The organism is Bacillus sp. DX3.1 (assembly GCF_030292155.1).
Lineage (GTDB): Bacteria > Bacillota > Bacilli > Bacillales > Bacillaceae_G > Bacillus_A.
Genome location: NZ_CP128160.1, coordinates 50559 through 72538, shown reverse-complemented (window position 1 = coordinate 72538; position 21980 = coordinate 50559). Strand labels below are relative to the sequence as shown.

The following is a 21980-nucleotide window of genomic DNA, read 5'->3' as shown; positions in this document are numbered from 1 at the left end:
ATAGCCTTCATCCTTATTCATAACCTTTCATCTTGCCATTCAGTCGTGACATGGTAACTAGTCAACTTATGGCTTTTCCAGCATGCTATGCTCCCCTTCGGGTTTCCCATCCGGATAAGCTGGCTGATGATGGGTGTATTTCCTTTGTACCTTTCACCCACTGTTTGGTCATTACAGATTCTCTACAAGCCCGTATGGGCGCACTTCACGGTAAATCAGTTCGCCTTCACGATCGGCATCACAAGAATTGACCACATGATCCACATCTGAACGTTTTAAGAGCTCCACTAATGTAGTAATCTGTTCTATAATTTCTGGTTTCGCTTTATATTCTGGCTCTAAAATAATAGGCAAGTGTTCAAACTTAAATTCTTTGTATCTTTCATCCATTTCTTCAGGATGCTTTAGCTCTAACAAATGTCCACGGCACCAGCTAATGATGTAATTTTCATTTTCATAATAGCCATAATATGGCTTGCTACCTGTATGTTTTTGTGAGTTTCTAAATCTAGGTGATTTTAATAATTCAACTGCTACCTTCGGTTTTTCCGCAATAAATAATGTTTTCCCCATGATTGGAACCTCCTATTGATCTATCATTTCATTCTGACGCTTCATTTTCTTGCTTCTCAGCTTTTTAATTACTTGATGACCAAACAGTAATAATAAATTTAACAAGACCGCTACAAGAAGCATACAGCCTGCAAATAGCCATACATTCATGACATGAACCTCGCTTCAAGGTTTTCCATTCCTTTTGCTCCTTTCATTCTCAAAATAAGAAAGAGAGCGTTTAGGTTCGCTCTCTTTCATCTTTCCTAATAAAAAAATCATTTTTCGTTCACTCAATTGAGTAACAAAAAATGATTCAATCTACTTTATCTTCAAATCCTTTTTGATTGGCTTGCATCAATCTCATACGGTTTCCTCTTTCCTATACGTAATCTATATTTTTAACGCTCCATTTCCTGTTCTTCCGTTTTTGCTTTCTTTGTTACACCTTTGAATCGATTGAATACCTTTGAAAAGCTGTTTTGTTCCTTTTGATCTTCCCCTTTCCCCTGGTCTTTGTTAGATGCTTGCTTATTATTTTTGTCGTATTCTTGCTTTTCTGTATCCAGGGCTTTTTCTAATTTTGATAACTTTTCCCTTTGAGAATCTGTAAGATTCATTTCTTTGATCTCTTGAAGAGCCTCTTTTTTTAACTGATATACTTCGGTGAAGGAATGTGTTTTTTCAAATTCTTTCATTTCTTTCACACGATCCTCACGACTTTTTGACGATTTTTCTTCTTGCTTCACTGGTTCCTTTTTCTCTTCATTGGATACTTTTTCTGGTTTATCTGTCGTTTTGTCAGATGACTTCTCCTTATCGATTCCTAAAAGCTCTAACACTGCAATTTTGTACTGGTCTTTATAACGCTCTTCTTCTTTTGAAGGAGCAATCCCTTCGAGTACTTGCTCTTTATACTGTTCTTTGTATGGTTCTTGGGACATTGAAGTGGGAGGATTGGTTTGTGTGATTCCTTCTTTACTCAATTTCTCTTCTACTTTATTTTCTAATTTCGTTACAAATTCCTGGCTCACGAGTTCCTTGTCGATGGATACATCTTTTGTTGTATAATAACCTTCTTCTGCCGTTACACGATTCACAATACTATCAATATCGTTGGGCGATTCAAGATGCTGTGCACGCTTATACGTTTCATATTTCGCACTCAAATCCTTTTCTAGTGGAGAAGGTTCATTTTTATCTTGTTGCTGAAGTTGTTGTTCGATAGAAGCAATTGGCTCATATCCTTCTTTCTTCACCTCTTTATACAATGCCACTTCTTTTTCACTAAACGTTGGATTTTCTTGCTCCTTTTCTTTATCAATTAAAGCACCATATCGCTCTGTTCTCACAATTTCATGTAATTTCATATCTGCATCCTTTTGATGTACGACAAAGGATTGATTCCCTTTCCCATCCAAAATAGAATGCTGGACTTTTTCGTATAAATTTTCATTCAACATCATATCCAAAGGAAGCTTACCACGTTCACCATTTCCTCTCATTAGAGGCACAAATAAATCACGGTTTGATGAATCTGGATGTAACACTGGCACCTGGTGTATATCTTTTGAAACAGCATCCATCATATGTATGACTCCTACTTTTTCATCTTTCGCATTTGGCCATGCTTCAATTGTCACTAGCGGTGTTTTATACGCTGGTTCTATTTCACTGCCGTCTTCTTCATACACTAAACCTGCTTCTCTGGCTTCTCTTTCTTTTAATTCACGAATAGAAATATACTCATACTCTGGAGAATTTATTCCGTCCAGTCTCGACATGGAAATCATTTTGTCCTCTGCTGGTTTCATAGGCGTATGTTCTATTACATCATCTCGTAACGCTTGTTTCACCTCATCTGATAAAAATGGTTTTTCGTTTAATACTTGTTGATAGGGAGATGTATATGCACCATCGCCGAGATCTAATCGATCCATACTGACTAACTGCATTCTTCCAAAATACTCATCTACTTCTTTTGGAATCACAATATGATAACGTGTTTTGTCATAACCGACATACTCACCTTTTGCTTCCTCAATTTTTGTAATAGCTGCTGTCATTTTTTCATTTGCTTCTCCAAACGGAATCAATTCATTACTTTTAAAATTTTCATTCTCAGACCACTGAATTAACATCGTTGGACGGATAATCTCATTTTGATCTAGAGCTGCAAATCTTTCTTTATTGGACTCGTTAAAAGCATCTATAAATTCCTTACCATGTAATTGTTCTGCATTCTCCATTGGTCTAAATGCTGTGTCTCTGGATGCTCTTTCTTTTAATTCTGAAACAGAAACAAACTCTTGCATTGTATTACTTAATCCCGTAAATTGCACTAACAGAATGTTCTTTTCATCCACTGATTTTGCCAAACCTTCCACCTCTTTTTCATGTGATTTTTCATTTTCTTTATTTAAATTACTTTCAATTGTTTCGATAAATTCCATTGAAGTATCATGTACTTCTTTTAGTAGCCGGGTTTTATCTTTCAACTCTCTACCTTGTGTCCAGTTTGCTAAGTAACCCAATGAGTATTCGCTTGTATCAATCCCAAAATAAGAAGCGACTGTGTAGGCTGTCATTTCAGCTTGAAACTCTTTTTCTGGTGCGGTGTAATTCATATGTGTCTCTTTTGTATGAAGCTTTGCATGCGCTAACTCATGAAGTAAGGTTTTTACATTTTGCAATTCTGAATTCCGAGGATTGAGCGCAACCTCTTTTGTTAATGTATAGCTCACACCTTTTGCAACACCAAGTTCTTCTTTTGGTTCAATGATCTTCACACCGTTTTTTTCCGCAATGGCTTCCATACCTTTGTATAATGACTTGTAATCCTCTATGCTTCCTTCCAGCCAGCGATTCGGAAAAATATGAGGTAAATCTTTTGCTGAAGCATTCGTTTGCGAAATATCAAATACATTTCCGACTGAAAAATAAAGACGTCCTGGTTGAACTTCAATTTGGCCTTTTTCAACCTTCTTTTTCTCTTCCTCACTTGCCTTATTAACTGACTTCCATTTCCCTTCTTGATCTTTAAACTTGGGTACCGTTCGATTAGGAACGAGGATCTGAATTCCCTTCTCACCCTTTTGAACAGAGAAACCTTTTTCTTTCCAAAAGAAAAGGAGCCGACAGCTGCGGCTCCTTGGAATTGCGTTTGTATGAGTGAGATATTCGAAATGGAATACTGATGAAAATTTGCCATAAACGAAAGATATTCTTTCATATCTTCTGGTGAACGAAAATAACCTTCTACGCTTTTTCCATCTTTTTTGTTAATGCTTGAATGGCTTCTTTCTTTTCTTCAGGTGATTTTGTTGGATACTTTTTTTATATTTTTACTCATGACCTTCTCCTACTCTTTCACTTGCTTTCTGTAGTTCTTCCATCTCTTCCTCATTCCATTTTTCACTTGTATCAAAAAACAGCTCATGTGTTTTTACATTGATGGGAAGCAACATATTCTCTTGATTCATCACATGCAATGTGAGTTCATCTTCTTGTTCTTCTGTTAGCTGGATTGTTAATTCCTCATTCTTTACCAGTAATACGATTTCACCTTCTCCAATTGATTTTATAACCCCTAATACCATATCTTCATTAAAAAATAACATCCAATAAACCTCCTCTATTTTTTTATAAAAAGAACAATGTAATTTAAGTTACACTGTTCTTAGTTGCTTCATGATCCAATCGTTTTTGTCTCGAATGACTGATTCGGTTTCCCACTACTTGCTTCGCTGTTTTTACGCCTTCCATCTCTTCCACTTCTGTTGAAATAATATTTTGTACACCTTGATGAAAGAGTAATCCATTCATTAATTCAATTAATATTTGTGTATTTCTATCTGCATTATTAGAACCAAGACGGATCTTCGTAAGTTCATTTTTTAAAACATCATGTAAATTTTTTGATACCACTTCCGTAATATAATTCAGCGACCATTCAGTACTTTTGGCTGCTTGATGCTCCATACAAATTTTTGATATTGCATCACCAGGATATGCGATATTATTCTCATCCATATACTCTTGAATATACTGATGAATATTTTCATTCAATGATAATTTCATTCTTACTTTTTCATTTTCCATGCTTTAACCCCTCTCATTTTCATATTCGATGTCTCTTTGCATGCGTTCATAGTGTTTTTGATTTTTCCAACTTTCATATTCACTTTTAAAAGCACGTTCTACTTTTTCATAGAATATTGAATGGATACGTTCTGTTGAAATTTTTGATACGGCTTTGACTTTTTCGTGTGATGAATTCTTTTTGTTCTTTATCGTATGCCTTCATTTCTTGTAAAAAGCGTTCCCCATTCTTTTATAGAGATCGTTAATTTTGTTCTTCTTATAATTCTCATACAGCTTCTTATCGTATTTCCCCTCTCCATACGCTTCTTTAAAAACCTTGACTTCCTTATCCAAATTTTTCATAAATTTTTCGTAATCTTTTTATGATGCTGCTGAATGTACCTTCTACTTAATTCATCAATTTCAGGCTTTAATGGCTGGATTGTATTGTAGCTATATTGCCATTGTCTTTTATCGGCTGGTAACTGTTTATAGATTTGAAGAAACAGTGGTTTCAAGTGGTTATTACGCCAGGTAAATGTAGAATCTTCTTTTTTACTTCCTACCATGTTGCTTCGAATGAGATCATTGATTTGTTTTTGTTCTTGTTTTCGATCTAGAAGATTATTGACTACTTTTCCTCTCATCGCATCAAGTGTTTTTGGCTTTCTCTTACCACGTTCTCTTGTGGGATACGGCTCAACAGTTGCCACATGAATATGAACGTTTCCTGTATTGTAATGAATGGCTGCCGACCAGGTAGAGCTTTTTCTAAGCCCTCTCGTTTCTGCATTTCCTTCATCGCAAGTCGTGTCACATCCATTAGTTTTTCTCATCAACTGTTTTCGTTTTCGCATCGTAAATCCCTTGTTCTTCGAGCCAAGGATTGTGAAAAGAAATGACATCTTGCCACATAATACTTCCATTCTCATGAGCGGTTTTAAACATTTCCTTTACAGCTCTTTTTCACTTTCTGTTAAACGATTAGAGTGTTCCGTAAAGAGTGCGGAAGTCTTTTCCGGGTTCCCATATAGTCTTGATACAGCGAAAACATTTTTTCATTTAACTTCACTTCACTTTTTGCTTCTTCCCGATCTACATACTCGATATAATTTTGAAACGCATCATTACTTGGTAGAACAAATTTTGTTTTCAAAACAACACCAGGCGTAACTGAAGGTTGAACAGCTACCGCATTATTCATTTCCATCACCTTGCATCATCATTTCTATAAACTGATTCATTTTTTGCATTTGATTGTAACAATCATTCATCACATATATGTTCTTTTGAATGAGGTTTTCTAGCTCCATTTCTTTTTTCGATTGCTCTGGTAAAAAGCTACCATTTCGATTATTCCTTTTAAAAGTTTTTGTCTAGATGTTCCTTTTTTCTTTGCCATCTCATCAAACTTTTGGATTGCAACCGGATCTATATCTCTAATTTTCAAATGCACAATTTCCTCTCCTTTCTGAAATTCTGGGTAGAGCACCAAAAATAGTGAGAAGAGCATAAGGGGTTTTTGCCCCCACCGAGGGTGTGGGACTAGGCGAAGCCTAGTAAAACGATGAGGGCACAGCAAGAAGAGAAATGTCCCCATTACGTCCCTCTATATTCCTTTCATGTCTCCATCACTTCCCTCTATTTTTTCTAATGTCCCTATCATGTCCCCTTATTTTTCTCCACTGTCTCCACTATGTCCCCACTACTTTGTTCAGTTTTTATTAATTTCAGTTGCCTTTTGCTCTAACTTTTTGATCTTATCCCGTGCGCTTTTTTGCTCCGCTTTAAACAGTTCTATGTTCTTATCAGACATTTTAATTCTAGATTCTAAAACTGAGATCTTTGATTGTGTTTCCATCTTTTCAGTTTCCGTTTGGTACTTCGTTTCCTCATTTAGATCTCTTATTTTTTGGTCAGTTTGTTTCGCATTTTCTTCCTCCATCTTGATTGCTTTTCCATAGTTTTCAATCTTTGTATTCCAATCTTTCTTATCTCTTGCGATGAAATCTAGTTCATATGACTTCTTATCATTTGCCAACAATTCATCATTTGCTTTTGTTTTTCTTTGGTCAGTAAAAACGGTTTGGATGAGCTTATTTGGATTTTGCTTGCTCGTAGTTTCTTCTTCATATTCAGAAGGTTCTTGCGTGAATTTCCGAATATCCATTTGTTCTATTTCGCTGTTTTTTGTAAATATCTAACGCTAAAGCTCCCCAATTTGGAGATAATTTTTGTACTTCCACCACATAATTCCCATTTTCTTCATACAATACTTTGACAGGTAATTGAGCACCCGGATTTGTTTTTTCTTGTGCTTTAAATATAAAATCTGTTTCTTCATATCCTTCTAACCGGAATCGAATTTCGATGAAATTTTTATGTGGATTGTACTCTCTTTTTCCACTATTAACTTACCTGTACCAGACAACTTTACGACTTTATTTGTTTCTGTATGAAATAGCTTTTCATTATTCGGCATGTAAATTTTAGATGTTAGGAAAGCGAAAAAACCGAGTAATAAAAAGCTAATAATTGCTCCATAGATCCATGACTTATCCCGTCTCAAATTCATTCTTTCGTTTTTTTACCGATAGCACCTAACACATTCTCACCTCGCCCTTTTTCGTTATAAAACTTTTATATTGAGTTCTTCTACATTCTTGACTTGCCATGTATCCTTTTCTTTTTTGCCGTAACTCGTAATACATTATTAACTTTTTCTTCTCGATTTTGTGATGGATCAGTCGTGACATTTATAAATTCAGCTAACACCTGAACTTCATCTTGATCTGGATCATTTTCTTGTAAATAGAATTTCATTTCAGTTGGTTTTGTTTTATACGTATCCCCAAGTTCGTATTTATCTGTCGGATAAAATTGTTGTAACAGCTCTTCACTCATAATGTTTTTGCTTGTTCTTTCCTTTCGTTATACCCCTCTTTTTCTCGATGAAAGGATAACTGTATGAACGTTTCAACTGTCGATAAATACTCTCTTCTTTGTTGTTCTTGTGCCGAAGGAAGTACTTTATCGAGCCGTTTTTTCAAATCTTCATTCTGTTTTGTTAACAATTCATTTGAAAGTTTTAACTGTTTTTCATTTCCATCACTCATTGATTTTGTACTCAAATAGACGTTTAAAATCGTAACGCCTGCGACTATAATCGCAAGCGCTATGAACAAAACTTTTCGTTTATCTTTCATATCAATACCTCCTTTACTTTGCCATTATGTTTAGTTGTTTAATAGCATTCCAGTATGAGTGTATTCCTTCTATAGCTTCTTCTTCTGATGGAAAATTTGCTATTATCGCTAAAAAGACTTACCTTCATATTGAAATATTTCTTCTTTTTTATAACCATGCAACTCATTTTCTTTAACTTCTCTATGCACAAGAAAATTGGAATCATCTACATTTTGTATCAAATAATCTACTGGTTTGATGCTCTCATTTTTAAATTCTTCAAGTGATGCTTTCATAAATTTCATTTTAATTTCCCCTTTACTTTTTAATTTTTTAGAACCTTCTTACATGACCAGAAAAGACTTTTTCCAGTACGGATTATTTAAATCTTCAATGGAAACACCTTTGTTTGTTTGACAGCCTATAAAGGTATTTTTATCAATTACAATTCCAACGTGACCGTCTCCTTTATACGTATCGAAGAAAATAACGTCGCCAGCTTTCATTTCCATTGGCGAAATTTTGGTTCCTATTTTGTTCAGAGTTTCTGTACTTACACTATGGATTGGACCAACATTTACTCCTGTTTGTTCAAACGCCCAGCGGACAAAACTACTGCAATCAAAAATACCTCTTGCTACATCATTTAGATTACGACCACCACCAAAAACATAGGTGGAACGACCAATCCAAACACGCCCAACATCGGCAACTTTTGAACCACTATTGCCACCTTTATCTCCACCTGAAACGACTGAACCAGGCGTATAATATTTCAAAACCGCGTCAACGTACAAGTAGAGTAAGCACCCAGCGCCTTTTCACATTGCTGTGATAGGTTTCCAAATGCTCCTCCCCGAACCGGACTTACATCTCTCAATGTATCCGGCTCTCCATCTGTCTCCTGCTTATACTTCTCCTTTGTGCCTTTTAACGTGGCACTCCTTACATAACGCTATGGTTTTACGATTCCTTGAAACCATACGTTTCTCTAGGAAGGATTTATTCGGCTTATTTTTAATGTCTTTCAACCTTTTTACGTGATGCATATGAATTATGGTGTTAGTTTCCCCACACAATTCACATCGTTCTGCTTTGATTCGATCAGAAAGTCTCGTTTCACTTAACACATATTTTGTATCTGGAATTAGGTCTAGATTCGCTTCTTTGACCTTTTCTCTCTTGGAAAACTACGTTCAATGAAATAAGTTTGTTTTTCTCCTCGAGATGTTTTATATGTGACAGTAAATCGCTTATTTTTCTCATATCGTTTTCGAATCTCTTTCGTCCGAACTCTATACTTAGATGCAAATGTTTTCAGCATAGAGTAATACATAAAGTAAGCAAAACGATGCATATGATTACTCACGTTTTCTGCTAGCCGATAATAGTTGTATAACCCTCTTATTTCACTGTTATATTGAGCGACAATCTCTAAATCTTCATTATGAAGGAAGTATCCTCTATCTTTTGGCATCCATGTGCCATCGGCACTCATTTTGATAGCTTGGTATTTCTTCAACTTGTTAACCCAAGCTTCGTGAGGCATTTTTAATTGAACTTTTCCATTAAGGTATCTACATACTCTGCCAATCGCATCTTTTCGAGGTTCACTTCCTCTAAAAACACGAATGTTATAACCGAGAAATCCTGCATGTTTTTCGGAAGCATGGGTAATAAGCGTTTTCTCTTGTGACAATTCCAATTGAAGTGTCTCCATTAGATACTCAGTCAGTGTTTCCTTAATATTTCTAGCGTCATACTTTGAACCAATCACACCGATTAGAAAATCATCAGCGTATCTGACATAAGTAAGACGTTTATAATTTGAGTCCATTGGATTGCTATATGGAATTGAGCGTAATTCCTTCTTTAACGCTTTAACTTGTTCTAGCTGTTGCTCTGCTTCTCCCATTTGTTCATTTTCTAATGCAATTTTATACTTCCGAATCGCTTTTCTCATTTGAGTATATTTTCGTTCGTAGTCTGGATTTATCTTACGTTTTTTTCCTTGATTGAATTTTTGTATAGAATCCATCATGTATTGGTCCAGTTCGTTTAAATAGATATTCGAAAGAAGTGGACTGATAATACCACCTTGCGGTGCACCGCTAAAGGTATTATGAAATTTCCATTCTTCCATGTATCCAGCACGAAGAAATTTCCATATCAGTTCAATAAATGCCTCATCTTCAATACGTCTTCTTAAGATGCCAATCAGAGTATGATGATTTATGTTATCAAAAAACCCTTTAATATCCCCTTCAATAAACCATTTGCTACCAGTAAACGTTCTTTGGATTTCTTGAAGTGCCGTGTGACAGCTTTTTCCTTTTCGATAAGCATGTGATGATATGGAGAACGTTGGTTCATATATCGCTTCCAATATCATTCTCACAACTTCTTGCACCAATTTATCCGCAAAACTAGGTATACCCAATGGTCTTTTCTTTCCGTTTTTCTTAGGGATATATACTCTTTTTGATGGAAACGGTTGATATGTCTGTTGCTTAAGAGTTTCTATAAGTTCTTCAATAATTTCTATTTAAAATCCATCAATAGAACGTTCATCTACACCCATTGTGAGTGCTCCATCATTTTTACTAAGATTGTCATACGCCGTGAAATAAAACTCTGGATTGTACAAATTTCGATAGAGTCGTCGGAATTTATAGTCTTCCTTCTGACTCTGTTTTTGCAGGTTGCTTAATACTACTTTTGGACTTTGCATGATGCCTTTCGCACCTCCCCAATTTCATTTTTAAGCTGACAGACTGCCTTCCTTCGCCATGCACTGGGCTTTCCCCAGTTCGGACTACTACGAAGGCTCCGTTACCCTATTGGATATTCATGAGCCACACTTCTTAGCAGAGCCTTGAAGTCATCCTCAATAGCCTTCCGGCATTCCAACTTAGGTAATCCCCGTTTAGGAGACAAGAGACTTTGCACATATGGTTTCGGATGCGACTTTCACACGTTTCCACGTATAGTGGCGGATGGTAAATGTCCCTATACATAGCGATGACACCTTTATCGCTACGTCATCTACCACATTTCGTATATAAACATCTTCCGAAATGAGTTACGGTAGCCTTCCTTGTGCTATCGTTCAAGCAGTTTAGCTTTCATCCTTGTCCATACTTTACACCTTGCCGTTCAGTCGTGATTTGATGATTAATCAACTTACGGCTTTCTTGACATGCTGTTGTCCCCCTTCAGTTTCCTTCCAAGGTTAGTCAAGTGATGCTAGGTCATTTAGGGAAGACCTAATGGTTTGCAATCACCATGTTCTCTTACTCCCTTTACGGGCGCACAAAGTCGCCATAGCACGCCTGGTATGGAACTGCTTCTGGTCTTAAGCAATGATATTTTCCTGTGTGCTTCAACTTTTGATACATTTGTTGTGAGAATTTAATTGCTAATTCTTTTGTATACTTGCCACCATTTCCGGTAATAAAATCAAAAAAACCAGGTCCGAAATTGTACGCCTGAAGTGCTGTTTTGATACGATCCATGTCTCCTGGACTTGTTACGCCAGCTCGCTCTATCGAATGTTTAAATTCTTGTACACCAGCCCAAATGCTGTAGTCTGGATCTGTAATACAGTTTGGGTCTTTACAATATTTCGTGTTATATGCCCCCTCAGAACTTTGCATGGGATCGCTGCCCCTTCCGCCGCTCTCCTGCATCATTTGAGCAAGCATCAAGGCGACAAAAGGCTCTACTCCAAACTCTTTCGCATACTTCCGAACTGTGGGTTCCCATTTCATAACTTCTGGTGAAACATTCCCAACTTGCCCTTCACCTGTATACGTAATATCACCACTGTCTGTTCCGGTATCACTTCCCATCGCTGCAATAAAAACACTGATTACTCCAAGTAAAAGAAAAGAAAAAAGACCCATCACGATTAACCCTAAAGTGATGAGCCATTTCTTTGGTATTAACTTTAAAACGAGATGCATCGTATTAAGCACCTCCACCAAATAACATTAATTCTTCATCTGTTACTTCTACATGGAAGTGAATATTTTTCACAGCCCCAATGCTTAGAATCACATCACCAGTTGGTAAATGTGGGATCGCTGCAATTTCACTTTCACTTAACTGTCCGGCGAATACCTTTCGTAACATATCTAAGCTATTATTATCTTGTTGCATAATGAATTTGTATTGTGTGAGTTCAAATAACACCTTAATTTCATCCACCATTTCTTGTGATGATCCATCCGGTACAAAATCTCGAATACTATGACTTGCATATAAAAGACCTGCAAAATATTTTCGATCTTCCCGGCTAAATTTAATTAAGAATCGCAATGCATGTTGGCTTTCTTTTTCGTATTAACTATATGATGCGCTTCATCTATAACGATGAAATACCGTACAACATCTTCAAAATTTAATTGCTTCTTATTAAATGCTTTTAATTGCGGTGCACCATTTGAAATCATTTCATCCCAAAGTAAATTTAATACATTAAAAATTTGTGCTTGAAACACTTCCGGTTTAAAGCTTGAAATATTCCGCAAGGAAAAAGATACAACTTGTTCTTTTTGAAATCTTCAATTGTAGAATGACCATCAAATAACTGTGCATATGCTTCTACTAAGTTGACTATATTTAATTCGATGAGTTCTAAACGATTTTTTCTACTCTCACCTAAATTCGCATGATGTTTTTTTGTTTTAAAGTCTTCATACAATTCATCACGAACAAATGTTAAGTAATTTGTAAATATCGGATACTCTTTCGGTTTTTTCGTCGTAATTTCATTTTGAGCTCCCTTTTTTCATCCCATAAACTCATACGAATATATAATTTCCGAAGTAAGTTTTCATACTCTTTAATCTCATCATCCTTCGCTTCTGGTGCAATAAAACGATAAAAGGTTGTAAGTTTCGATAAATGCTGAATGAAACTAACCTCTTCACTTTCAGCTGTTTTATATACCTGAAGCGGATTAATTTGTCCTTGCGAACCATCTAAAGCAATTGTTTTCCCACCTAATTCATCTACTGTATCTTTAAACTCTTCCACAACATCAAAAATTCGAATAAAATGTCCTTTACTTGCATTATCAACGGCTTTCTTTTTCAGTAACGTTGATTTCCCAGCCCCAGGCTTCCCAATCATTACCCCATTGTAGCTTTTTCTTTGTTGGTCCTTATGGAAAATGTCAAAAATGACGTTTCCTTTTGTTCTTGTTGTTCCGTAATATGTGCCGTATGGATCGTGCAAATAAGAAAAATGAAATGGACAGCCGCCGGCTAAACTTAAAGCTGGAATTTCTTTTCCTTTTCTTCGGTTTACGTAATTCTTTTGTACATCAAAACTCGTTACTAATGCATCCCACTCGTATTCTTGTTCATTTAAAAAGATTGCTCCTCTAAAGTTGTATGATTCTAATGTTTCAATAATTTCTTTTACTTGTTTTTCTAATTCATCTATTGTTTTCGAAGATACATAAATACGTGTGTGAATTCGTTTCATCACTTCGCCTTGTTTAATATCCGTGTATAGAGCCTCTAATTCCAGAAATTCATTTTTCGCATCGATACGATCTATATTATCTTTCGCAGTATCATGCCGTACACTTTGTTCACTCATGGATTTATTGATAGATTCAACGACTTCAGTTCGGTTATCGCTCATTACATCCAATGTTGTAATAACGTTTGGCATGTTCATAATCTGTTCTAGCCAGAAATCATTTACTTCAGTGGGATAATCATATATGTGTATGCAAGTTCCATATCCATCGCCGGTTCGAACAAAACTTTCTTTAAAATCCACGCCCCTTGTGGCTGGATTCTAGCTAATAAATAAGGGTTGTAACCTTTTTTCATTTTCAGTTCTTTTCGCTTTTCTTCTTTTGATTTTTTCTGTTTCTTTTTGAATGCAAACACGTTATATCCTCCTCACTTTCATACACTCTTTGTACCTAATTTAGAGTTTTGGTTAAACAATTTGAAAAGAAGTTCTAACTTTTTTCTTCATCTACATCTATTAGTTCAGTAGAACGCTTGATATACCGTTTGGCTGCATCAACACGCTCTTTCACGATTAATTCACTATCTCCATAAATAAACAAGAAGGATTCACGATTCGTTCTCCCCCATTCTAAAAATTTTAGTTCTTTTAATTTTTGGACTAAGATCCTTTCATATAGGGGATTGTTACACTCCTTAATTTTCTTTTCTAAATATTTTTGTTGTTCCGTTGTTTGACAGGGAAAATTTAAGAAGATTAATTTAATCGCATGTTTATATGCCTGATAAAAATAGGCGTGTGAAAATATGACGAATGCTTGCTCTTCACTATTTTTCGAGTACATATCGTCACCTTCTACTTGTAAGATCTCCAAGAACTCTTCATTTTTCAATTCAAAAATTCCATCCTCAGTCATATCTATAATCTCCATAATTTCTGTAATGCTTTTTTGACTTTAGGTGGTGCATCTTTCTTCTTTCTAGTAAAGAAGCTTAGGAATTTAGGATTCTTCTTTTTCAAAATTGGCTTTTCTGGTGAAGCTTTTTCTTATCTTCTTTCTTTTTCTTGGTTTTTGACTTTGGCATTTCTTCTTTTACCACTTTGACAATCCCTTTCTGTTTAGGTGGAGCTTGTTCTATTTCTTTCTCGTTGAAACGAAATGCCTTTTTTCGTGTTTTGGCTTTTCCTTTTCCGCTGTCTTCTGTTCTGGTATCCGTTGTTCTAGCTCTTCTTCGTTAAATAATGCCATGTATGACCCCTCCCTTATTGATCTTTATCAATTGCACAATATGCACCTTTTCTTCTCATGATTGTGATAATAAGTACTTCGTACATTCGTTTTTGAGGATTGGTACTAGGTCTCCAAATCATGATAATTGCAATGATCCCCATAAAAATACAAAAGGGAATTTGTAAAGAATCATGTACGAAATTTCTAAGAATCATAGTCACAGCCAATAATGCGATTAATAAAAAGAAATCTAATAGATATAGCACTTTATTGATACGTAATTCCGTGGTGATTTCTTTCGGAATTCGATAACTTCTCATGTGTATGCCCTCCCTTTCAAGCATAAAAAATAAGCGTAATGATACGCTTATTTTTCTTTTTGTTATTTTTACTTACAATATCTCTCCAACTCTTGCCTGTATTTTCACCCATCTGATAAAAACGTTTTGTATTCTTGACCGTATGAGAATTAGTGATTTTTTCTTTCACTTCTGTAGCTGTCTGTTTTATCGATGTTTTTGTAGATGTTACGCTTCCCTTTATTTTATCGGTTGCATATTGTCCTAACGTCCGTGTCTCACGATTAGCTGGCATTGGTATATCACTTGTACTTGCTGCCACTTCTTTATCAACTTCATAGGTACCTCTAGGGCTACCATGCGTTACAGTAACCATTTCTGCTGGTGCCGGGCTACTTTCACTCACTACTGGTCTGTAACTTTCGACTGGTGTTGAACTGCCTTCATTTACTACTGGTCTTGATTGTTCCACCGGTGCCGGGCTACTTCCGCTCGCTACTGGTCCGTAACTTTCGACTGGTGTTGAACTGCCTTCACTTGTTCCCTGCCTTACTGTTCCTACTGCTACTGGCATTCCTTCGCTTCCTCCCTGGCTTGCCGTTCCAGCTGCTACCGGGATTCTTTCATTTCCTTCTTCTCTTACTGTTCCTGCTGGTACTGAACTTCCCTCACTTGCTCCCTGGCTTACTGTTCCTGTTGCTGCCGGGATTCCTTCATTTCCTCCCTGGCTTGCCGTTCCGGCTGCTACCGGGATTCTTTCATTTCCTCCTTCTCTTACTGTTCCTGCTGGTACTGAACTTCCCTCACTTGCTCCCTGGCTTACTGTTCCTGTTGCTGCCGGGATTCCTTCATTTCCTCCCTGGCTTGCCGTTCCGGCTGCTACCGGGATTCTTTCATTTCCTCCTTCTCTTACTGTTCCTGCTGGTACTGAACTTCCCTCACTTGCTCCCTGGCTTACTGTTCCTGTTGCTGCCGGGATTCTTTCATTTCCTTCTTCTCTTACTGTTCCTGCTGGTACTGAACTTCCCTCACTTGCTCCCTGGCTTACTGTTCCTGTTGCTGCCGGGATTCCTTCGCTTCCTCCTTCTCTTACTGTTCCTGTTGGTACTGAGCTGCCTTCACTTCCTCCCTGTCCTGCTGTCCCTGTTTGTGTTGAGCTTTCTTCGCCTCCTCCTTCGTTTACTGATCCTGTTGACACTAAACTTCCTTCACTTGCTATTCCTGCATCCTTCATTTCATCTTGAAGACTTGTTGTGCCTGTTTCTTGATTACTTGTTCCTTCCGGTTTCCCATTACCTTCTTTTTCATTTGTTCTTGAACAGATGGGTTTGCACCATTCTTTTTATCTTCTTTATTATTTAATTTATCTTTTTCCTTATTTCCTAAGCCATTACCTTGCGCTTTCTTTTGTTCCGCTTTTTTCATTTGATCTTGCAAAGATTCTTTATTTCCATCCTCGTTACCTTTTCTCAAACCATTTAAGATACCAGCTGCACCGCCTGTAGCCATAGCTGCTGCACTTGCCGTTTTCGCGGCTGCACCACCAGCACCTTGCGCTGCACCTGCTGCACCTTTTCCAAGCATATTAGCAAGCCCTTTCATTGGTTTCGAGTTTGCTGCGCTGCCTATTCCTTTACCAAGTGCGACACCACCAGCTAACATTGCCCAGCTACTCTTCAGACCAATATCAATACCAAATAGTCGTTCAACTATAACGGGCCCATCTAGAACTGCCATGCTAAATGCTGCTAATGCAATTAAATAAGGTACTCCATCTAATTTGTCATGAATAAACGCTGTTCCGAGCATATACAGTTTCAAAGATAGAAAGATCATGATTGTTACCACAAATATATTGAGAATGTTCGTTAACACCTGTTTTAGCTTTTGCCCATTTGCAATATCTACTGGGGCTAAAATATTCGCTAAAAGATAGTTAAATGTTAACTCATAAAACAATCTAGCAAGCTTAATACTTACTAATAACATTGTTACACCTGTAACTAACAATGTGATGAACATCGACCAAAAATTCCAGTGCCAGCGATAATACTTTTCTGGAAAGAAGTCAAACCAACCATCTTGTAATTCCGCAAGGGATGCTACTCCTAGACCATCCATCACTCGTTTATTTTTTAAAATTTTTTGACCATTCTCTGATAAATCTTTATCCTTTGCAAATTCAAAATCTTCATCTATTTTTTCTGTAATATCAATGTTTCTAATATTTTTTCAGGGATATTATTTTTTGGATTCAGATTCTCTTTCTCTTTCCATCCTTTACTATCTATTAATGCAATATCGATGATGTTTTTCTTGATAATTTCATCACTGATGGAGCCTTTTGCTCTGATTTCACAACTGCTATCGCATCATCTGTAAACTTATCAACTTTTGTCATGCCAGTTCCTAGCAAAGTAAGTACACACATCGTAATAAAAATGTTTACTACAATTTGAGATCGATTCATTTTTTTATTCATTATAAACATGTAGCCAATATACAAGAATGAAATGGATAAAAGAACTACGAAAACCGGGTATAACATTTTAAGAAATTCTTGTATCTGTGGGGAATTAAAAAACAATTTAATTCCTAGTACTGCATCTGTCACGTCCTCTAACGCATCCACAATCCATGAAACACCTAGAATTAAAAACCAACCAATCCATCGAAACACGTAATTGACGATATCACCAATTTGGAGAAAGTCCGAAAACTCTTCTAGTACCTTTAAAATCTCTTCATCCTTCACGATTTACCCTCCTTACTCATCTTTCACTTTCCCAGCACATCGTTTACCGTCCAATCTAACCGCTCATTAATGAGATCAATTCTTATAATCAATCCCCCTTTTTTCACGATCCACTGAAAGGAAAAGAAAAGCATCTTCCAACCCAATAATCACCTCATTATTTTCTGTTACATACGGTGAGTAGCTGTCTAAAATTTGCTGCATTTCATCCGTTATTGTCTTCATACCCATTCGATCTTCCTCCTTTATTCTTGATTACATGACAAAGAAAAAAGCACTCAATTGTCTGAGTACTTTTTGTTTACCTTTTGATTGCCTCTTTCTTCTCAGCTAAATCACTCAAAATTCTATTTATCTTGCCTTCAACTGCTTGATAAATTCCTTTATCGATATGATCGTTATGAGCTAACATTTTAAATTCTTCATAAAACTCTTCCATTACTTGATTTTTCACCTCTTCTATTGTTTTTCCCAGCTGTTCTAAAAAGAACTTTCCAACTAGATTTAACATCGCTAAATCAGAGTTAAAAAACTCAACTACCGTTTTCGACTTCCAATTGTCAATCGAAAGTACATCAAATGGGCTATCCTCTTGCTTACTCATTTCTTGACCTACATCAACATCTTCGTCGATTCCCATCATATTTGATGGTTCCTCTTGCTTACTTCCTTCTGTATCTGTTGGTGAAGAAGATTCTTTCGACGGTTCAGATGGTATGTCTTCAGTTTCAGCTTTTTTCTCATCTTCAAAGAAATCAACAATTAAATCTCTAGGATTTACGTACTCGTGTAACGAACGAATATCAATATCTAAAATAGATTGATCGGTGTTAAAATCATCTCCCAAATACTCCCAACGATACTTTAATTCTGTTTTCCCTCTATTATAAATCGGAAGAGGTACAATTTTTTCAAGCTTATTATCCCTACGCTTCATAAATCGTAAAACTGCACTTTCTCCTTCTTGAAATCTCATTAATTCATTTGGTGTCAGCAACGGTCTAGCATCTACACTCTCTGTTTTACTTTTATCTGTAGACAATCCTTTTCCACTTCGAGATACAGAATGAATTGTTTTGTTTCCTAGCTTCTCTGATATGTCTTTTGCTGTTTCAAAATCACCTGTTTGAATATATATTTGATTCCCACAGTTCCCGACAATTGTTTTGCTCACATCTCCATATTTTTCTTTCAATTGAGATAAAGCTTGAATAATTAAGTTAAAGCGGATATTACGCCCTAAACAAACTGTAATAATATTGGTCATATCTTCAATTGCTGGCATATTACCAAACTCATCTAACAACATCACTACTTCACGATGACACTTATTCCCACGCGCTAAACCAGCGTATTTTGCTAACACAAAATACAACTGCCGTACGAAAATGGATGCAATTACATGATTGGAAGAGTCATAATCTGGTGTAATCATAAAGATTGCAATCGGCTTTTCAAAAATAATGACCTTATCAATTTGTAATCCGTCCTGTTTTTTCACTATTTTTAATTCTGTTTCTCCTGTATCCTTGTCAATATGCGCTATGGAAACAATCATTTTTTTATTCGTTTCGTTCTCTATCACATGGATCTGTTGACCTTCTTTTACGGTTTGTTTAAAGTTTAATTCGAATCGTCCAGCTGTATCTGTTTTTACACTTTCCTTTGTATCATCTGGAAATATAATTTGCACCCGTACTCTTGGAGTACCTTTTCCTTGAAGTGTTTTACCAAATCCCACTCGTTTTAAGTCCACACTATTACGAGATGTCATTTTCGCAATCCCATCAAAAGTAAAGATTGATAGCTTACTCATTGCTGTACTAAAGATACTTCCTCTTGTATTACCACCTTTCGCAAAGTTAGAAGTTGCGTATTGCATTTTCGCTACACTATCTGCTGGAAGCGATTCAAAATAAAAATCTAATGCGTTTTGTGTTTCTCCTTCTTCATTAATCACAATCTCTTTTGAACCTAATTCAGACAACATATTTGCTACTGCATACATTGTAATTTTCTCTTCCGTTTTCTCTTTAATGCATTTATCTGTAATCGCTAAAATCATTGCATTACATAAACTCATCGCACTATTATTCCAAAATGGATCTTTCACATTTGGATTGTAATAAAGGGAGTAAGAAAGTGTATTACATAATGTTTGAGCTGAAGCTATGTCCTCTTGTTTATATGCATCCTTGATAAGCTGAAGAGGATTATAACTCATGGATTCTAATGGATTAATTAAATTTAATACCTCAATATGATATCCCCTTTCTTCTAGTGTTTTTTAGATGCTGCTAGGATTTATTGTGATAGGTAAGGCTTTGAAGTTATCTACACCTTTTCCCCACATCACACCGTACACGATAGTTTCCCATCATACGGCGTTCCATCGTTTCCAACTGACACTATAAGTTATTCTAGATTGTAATCGGTTCGTTTTCAGACTTAGTACGAAGTTTATTTAATTTGTTTAGTGATTTTTCGTTAAAATTAAGCGAGAGAAGCACGTGTTTTATCTTCACTATGTCGGTCATGTGAATTAATTTATGGACGAATGAGTCAACAATGACTAGATTACTGTAAGTATCCGTTCCTCCCTTGTTAAGGGAACTACGTGGTGACAATGTACTCTATCAATTCCAATAACATCACCAATTACGTAACATTTTCCATATTGAGCGACATATTTAGATATCCTATTGTCGTTATATTCGATGCTCCTATTTTTTGAATAGGTAGTCATAACTTGTTTAAGAACGTCCCGAGGTATGGCTTTAAGATTTTCATGGATTTTACTTCTTCCCTTAACCGTGTAGTTACAAATACTTTGAGAGAAATTCCATGGGTTTTTATGGTGCATACCAGTGATAGGGAGTAACGGTATGTTACAAACCGAATATATTTTGGTATTAGGCAGAATGCCTTTGGCTCGCTTTTGAAAATTCTTAGGAGTTTCACTGAAACAAATTTTCTTACTATTCTCCCTAAGTCTGTTTTTGATGGATTTGAGAAGAGTGTAGCAAATCTCTGTCAAATCAATGTATATTTTGGTAGCATATTTGTAATAATTTTGTATGCCAATAAGGGTAGTGTTGTATCTTATCACAGCTTCCGCTGTTGGGTTTCTCTGTATCTCTTTAATTTTGTCCCTGAGGATTCGTTTAGTCTTTTGTATGGCTTTATCTGTCATACTAGTTTTGGCAACATACCCATGTCTTGATTGTTTTTGTTGGACTAGTTTGACCTTGAATCCTAAGAAGATAGACGAATTCTTTTTGAGATTTACAACCTTAGATTTCTCTGTGTTTACATCGAGTCCAAGGCGCTTCTTGAGAAAATCAACAGTGGCATAATAGAATTTCTTTGCATCTGTATATGATTTACACATTATTTTAAAATCGTCTGCGTAACGCACAATATGTCCACCTTTAAGATTTCTATTCTTACGTGCCCACACAAGCCATCCTGGTGACAATTTTGCATTCTTGGGAGTAAAGTTCTCCCATTGGTTACAAATCCACCAATCCAGTTCATTAAGTACGATATTGGAGAGTAATGGTGAAATAATACCACCTTGCGGTGTACCTTTAGTAGGAATTCCCTCCCCATGGATTTCAGATTTGAGAATTTTTGATATCACACATAGAAGTGATTTATCTCTGATTCCCAGTGTCCACATCTGCTTTAAGAGTTTTCCATGATTGACATTATCAAAGAATCCTTTGATATCAATATCTACACAGTAATGGTTGCGATATATATTCATAAGACTAACCATACGACTTAAGGCATGATGTGTACTTCTGCTTGGTCTAAATCCATAACTATGGTTATAGAATTTTGCTTCACAGATAGGTTCCAAGACTTGTAATATACTTTGTTGGACTAACCTATCCCAAATGGTAGGGATACCTAGGGGACGTGTTTTGTTACTTCCCTCTTTAGGAATATTTACTCTCCTAACAGCGTTAGGACGATATCGTTGTAGTCTGCTTCTGACCTGCTTAATAATTTGTGAGTCATTCAGATGCCAAATGTCTTTGATTGTTAATCCGTCTACGCCAGCTGTTTTACTACCCTTATTAGTTTTGATGTTTCTATATGCTAATCTAATATTTTCTTCTGAACCAATAATGTCCATTAACTTATAGAAATTGTTACCATTGAGACTTTGCGAATATAGTTCGTCATATTGAGATTGCATGTCGTAATATTCGTTATGTCTAAGTTTGGTTTTCTTCAACATGGGCTGTAGCCTCCTTTCTTGCAAGAAGCACTACATCTCTTAGTCTTACCCGAATCCATGCTAACCGTTGGTAACTGTTCAGTCTTCAATCGACTAGTGGCTATCCCTCCACGTTCGTTAGACGCTTCATCG

Annotated in this window: 5 protein-coding genes and 15 pseudogenes; all 20 read right to left on the bottom strand. The window is 36.3% G+C overall.

Translation table 11 applies throughout. From position 1 onward, the window contains the following. Positions 1-201: 201 nt before the first annotated feature. A pseudogene (locus QRE67_RS27520) lies at positions 202-573 on the bottom strand (toprim domain-containing protein); the annotation flags it as partial. 12 nt (positions 574-585) lie between these two features. Beyond that, on the bottom strand, positions 586-723 hold the full coding sequence (locus tag QRE67_RS27515) for a hypothetical protein (protein WP_286125621.1): 138 nt from the start codon (positions 721-723) through the stop codon (positions 586-588). Between the two features lie 1355 nt (positions 724-2078). Beyond that, positions 2079-3846: pseudogene (locus tag QRE67_RS27510) on the bottom strand (LPD25 domain-containing protein); the annotation flags it as partial. A gap of 50 nt (positions 3847-3896) precedes the next feature. Beyond that, positions 3897-4172: a hypothetical protein gene (locus QRE67_RS27505; RefSeq protein ID WP_286125620.1), complete on the bottom strand. Its 276-nt coding sequence runs from the start codon at positions 4170-4172 to the stop codon at positions 3897-3899. 43 nt (positions 4173-4215) lie between these two features. Then, a complete protein-coding gene (locus QRE67_RS27500) occupies positions 4216-4653 on the bottom strand; it encodes a hypothetical protein (RefSeq protein WP_286125619.1) in 438 nt (145 codons plus the stop codon). A gap of 3 nt (positions 4654-4656) precedes the next feature. Further along, positions 4657-5839: pseudogene (mobP2, locus tag QRE67_RS27495) on the bottom strand (MobP2 family relaxase). After that, positions 5832-6091 (bottom strand): annotated as a pseudogene (locus tag QRE67_RS27490) (hypothetical protein). Before QRE67_RS27490 ends, mobP2 begins: the two co-directional pseudogenes overlap by 8 nt. Before the next feature lie 258 nt (positions 6092-6349). Further along, a pseudogene (locus QRE67_RS27485) lies at positions 6350-7117 on the bottom strand (hypothetical protein). A gap of 147 nt (positions 7118-7264) precedes the next feature. Beyond that, positions 7265-7841 (bottom strand): annotated as a pseudogene (locus tag QRE67_RS27480) (YddI family membrane protein). Between the two features lie 108 nt (positions 7842-7949). Further along, positions 7950-8126 carry a hypothetical protein gene (locus tag QRE67_RS27475; RefSeq protein WP_286125618.1) on the bottom strand — a complete coding sequence of 59 codons (177 nt, stop codon included), beginning with the start codon at positions 8124-8126 and terminating at the stop codon, positions 7950-7952. A 28-nt stretch (positions 8127-8154) separates the two neighbouring features. Continuing rightward, a pseudogene (locus tag QRE67_RS27470) lies at positions 8155-8618 on the bottom strand (C40 family peptidase); the annotation flags it as partial. Positions 8619-8729: 111 nt separating this feature from the next. Continuing rightward, positions 8730-10552, bottom strand: a pseudogene (locus QRE67_RS27465) (reverse transcriptase domain-containing protein). Positions 10553-11132: 580 nt separating this feature from the next. Further along, a pseudogene (locus tag QRE67_RS27455) lies at positions 11133-11786 on the bottom strand (lysozyme family protein); the annotation flags it as partial. A 4-nt stretch (positions 11787-11790) separates the two neighbouring features. Then, positions 11791-13730, bottom strand: a pseudogene (locus QRE67_RS27450) (VirB4 family type IV secretion system protein). A gap of 18 nt (positions 13731-13748) precedes the next feature. Continuing rightward, a pseudogene (locus tag QRE67_RS27445) lies at positions 13749-14563 on the bottom strand (TraC-like domain-containing protein). A 14-nt stretch (positions 14564-14577) separates the two neighbouring features. Next, positions 14578-14865 carry a DUF5592 family protein gene (locus tag QRE67_RS27440; RefSeq protein WP_286125616.1) on the bottom strand — a complete coding sequence of 96 codons (288 nt, stop codon included), beginning with the start codon at positions 14863-14865 and terminating at the stop codon, positions 14578-14580. Positions 14866-14881: 16 nt separating this feature from the next. Then, positions 14882-17599 (bottom strand): annotated as a pseudogene (locus QRE67_RS29015) (pLS20_p028 family conjugation system transmembrane protein). A 23-nt stretch (positions 17600-17622) separates the two neighbouring features. Continuing rightward, positions 17623-17830, bottom strand: a pseudogene (locus QRE67_RS27425) (hypothetical protein). A gap of 70 nt (positions 17831-17900) precedes the next feature. Next, a pseudogene (locus QRE67_RS27420) lies at positions 17901-19886 on the bottom strand (VirD4-like conjugal transfer protein, CD1115 family); the annotation flags it as partial. 133 nt (positions 19887-20019) lie between these two features. Beyond that, positions 20020-21848, bottom strand: a pseudogene (gene ltrA, locus QRE67_RS27415) (group II intron reverse transcriptase/maturase). Between the last annotated feature and the right edge of the window lie 132 nt (positions 21849-21980).

What these genes read in the sequence shown, in the direction of transcription:
- QRE67_RS27505 (WP_286125620.1), bottom strand. Translation starts at nt 4,172, where the DNA reads ATGTTATTTTTTAATGAAGATATGGTATTAGGGGTTATAAAATCAATT.
- QRE67_RS27475 (WP_286125618.1), bottom strand. Translation starts at nt 8,126, where the DNA reads ATGAAATTTATGAAAGCATCACTTGAAGAATTTAAAAATGAGAGCATC.
- QRE67_RS27500 (WP_286125619.1), bottom strand. Translation starts at nt 4,653, where the DNA reads ATGGAAAATGAAAAAGTAAGAATGAAATTATCATTGAATGAAAATATT.
- QRE67_RS27515 (WP_286125621.1), bottom strand. Translation starts at nt 723, where the DNA reads ATGAATGTATGGCTATTTGCAGGCTGTATGCTTCTTGTAGCGGTCTTG.
- QRE67_RS27440 (WP_286125616.1), bottom strand. Translation starts at nt 14,865, where the DNA reads ATGAGAAGTTATCGAATTCCGAAAGAAATCACCACGGAATTACGTATC.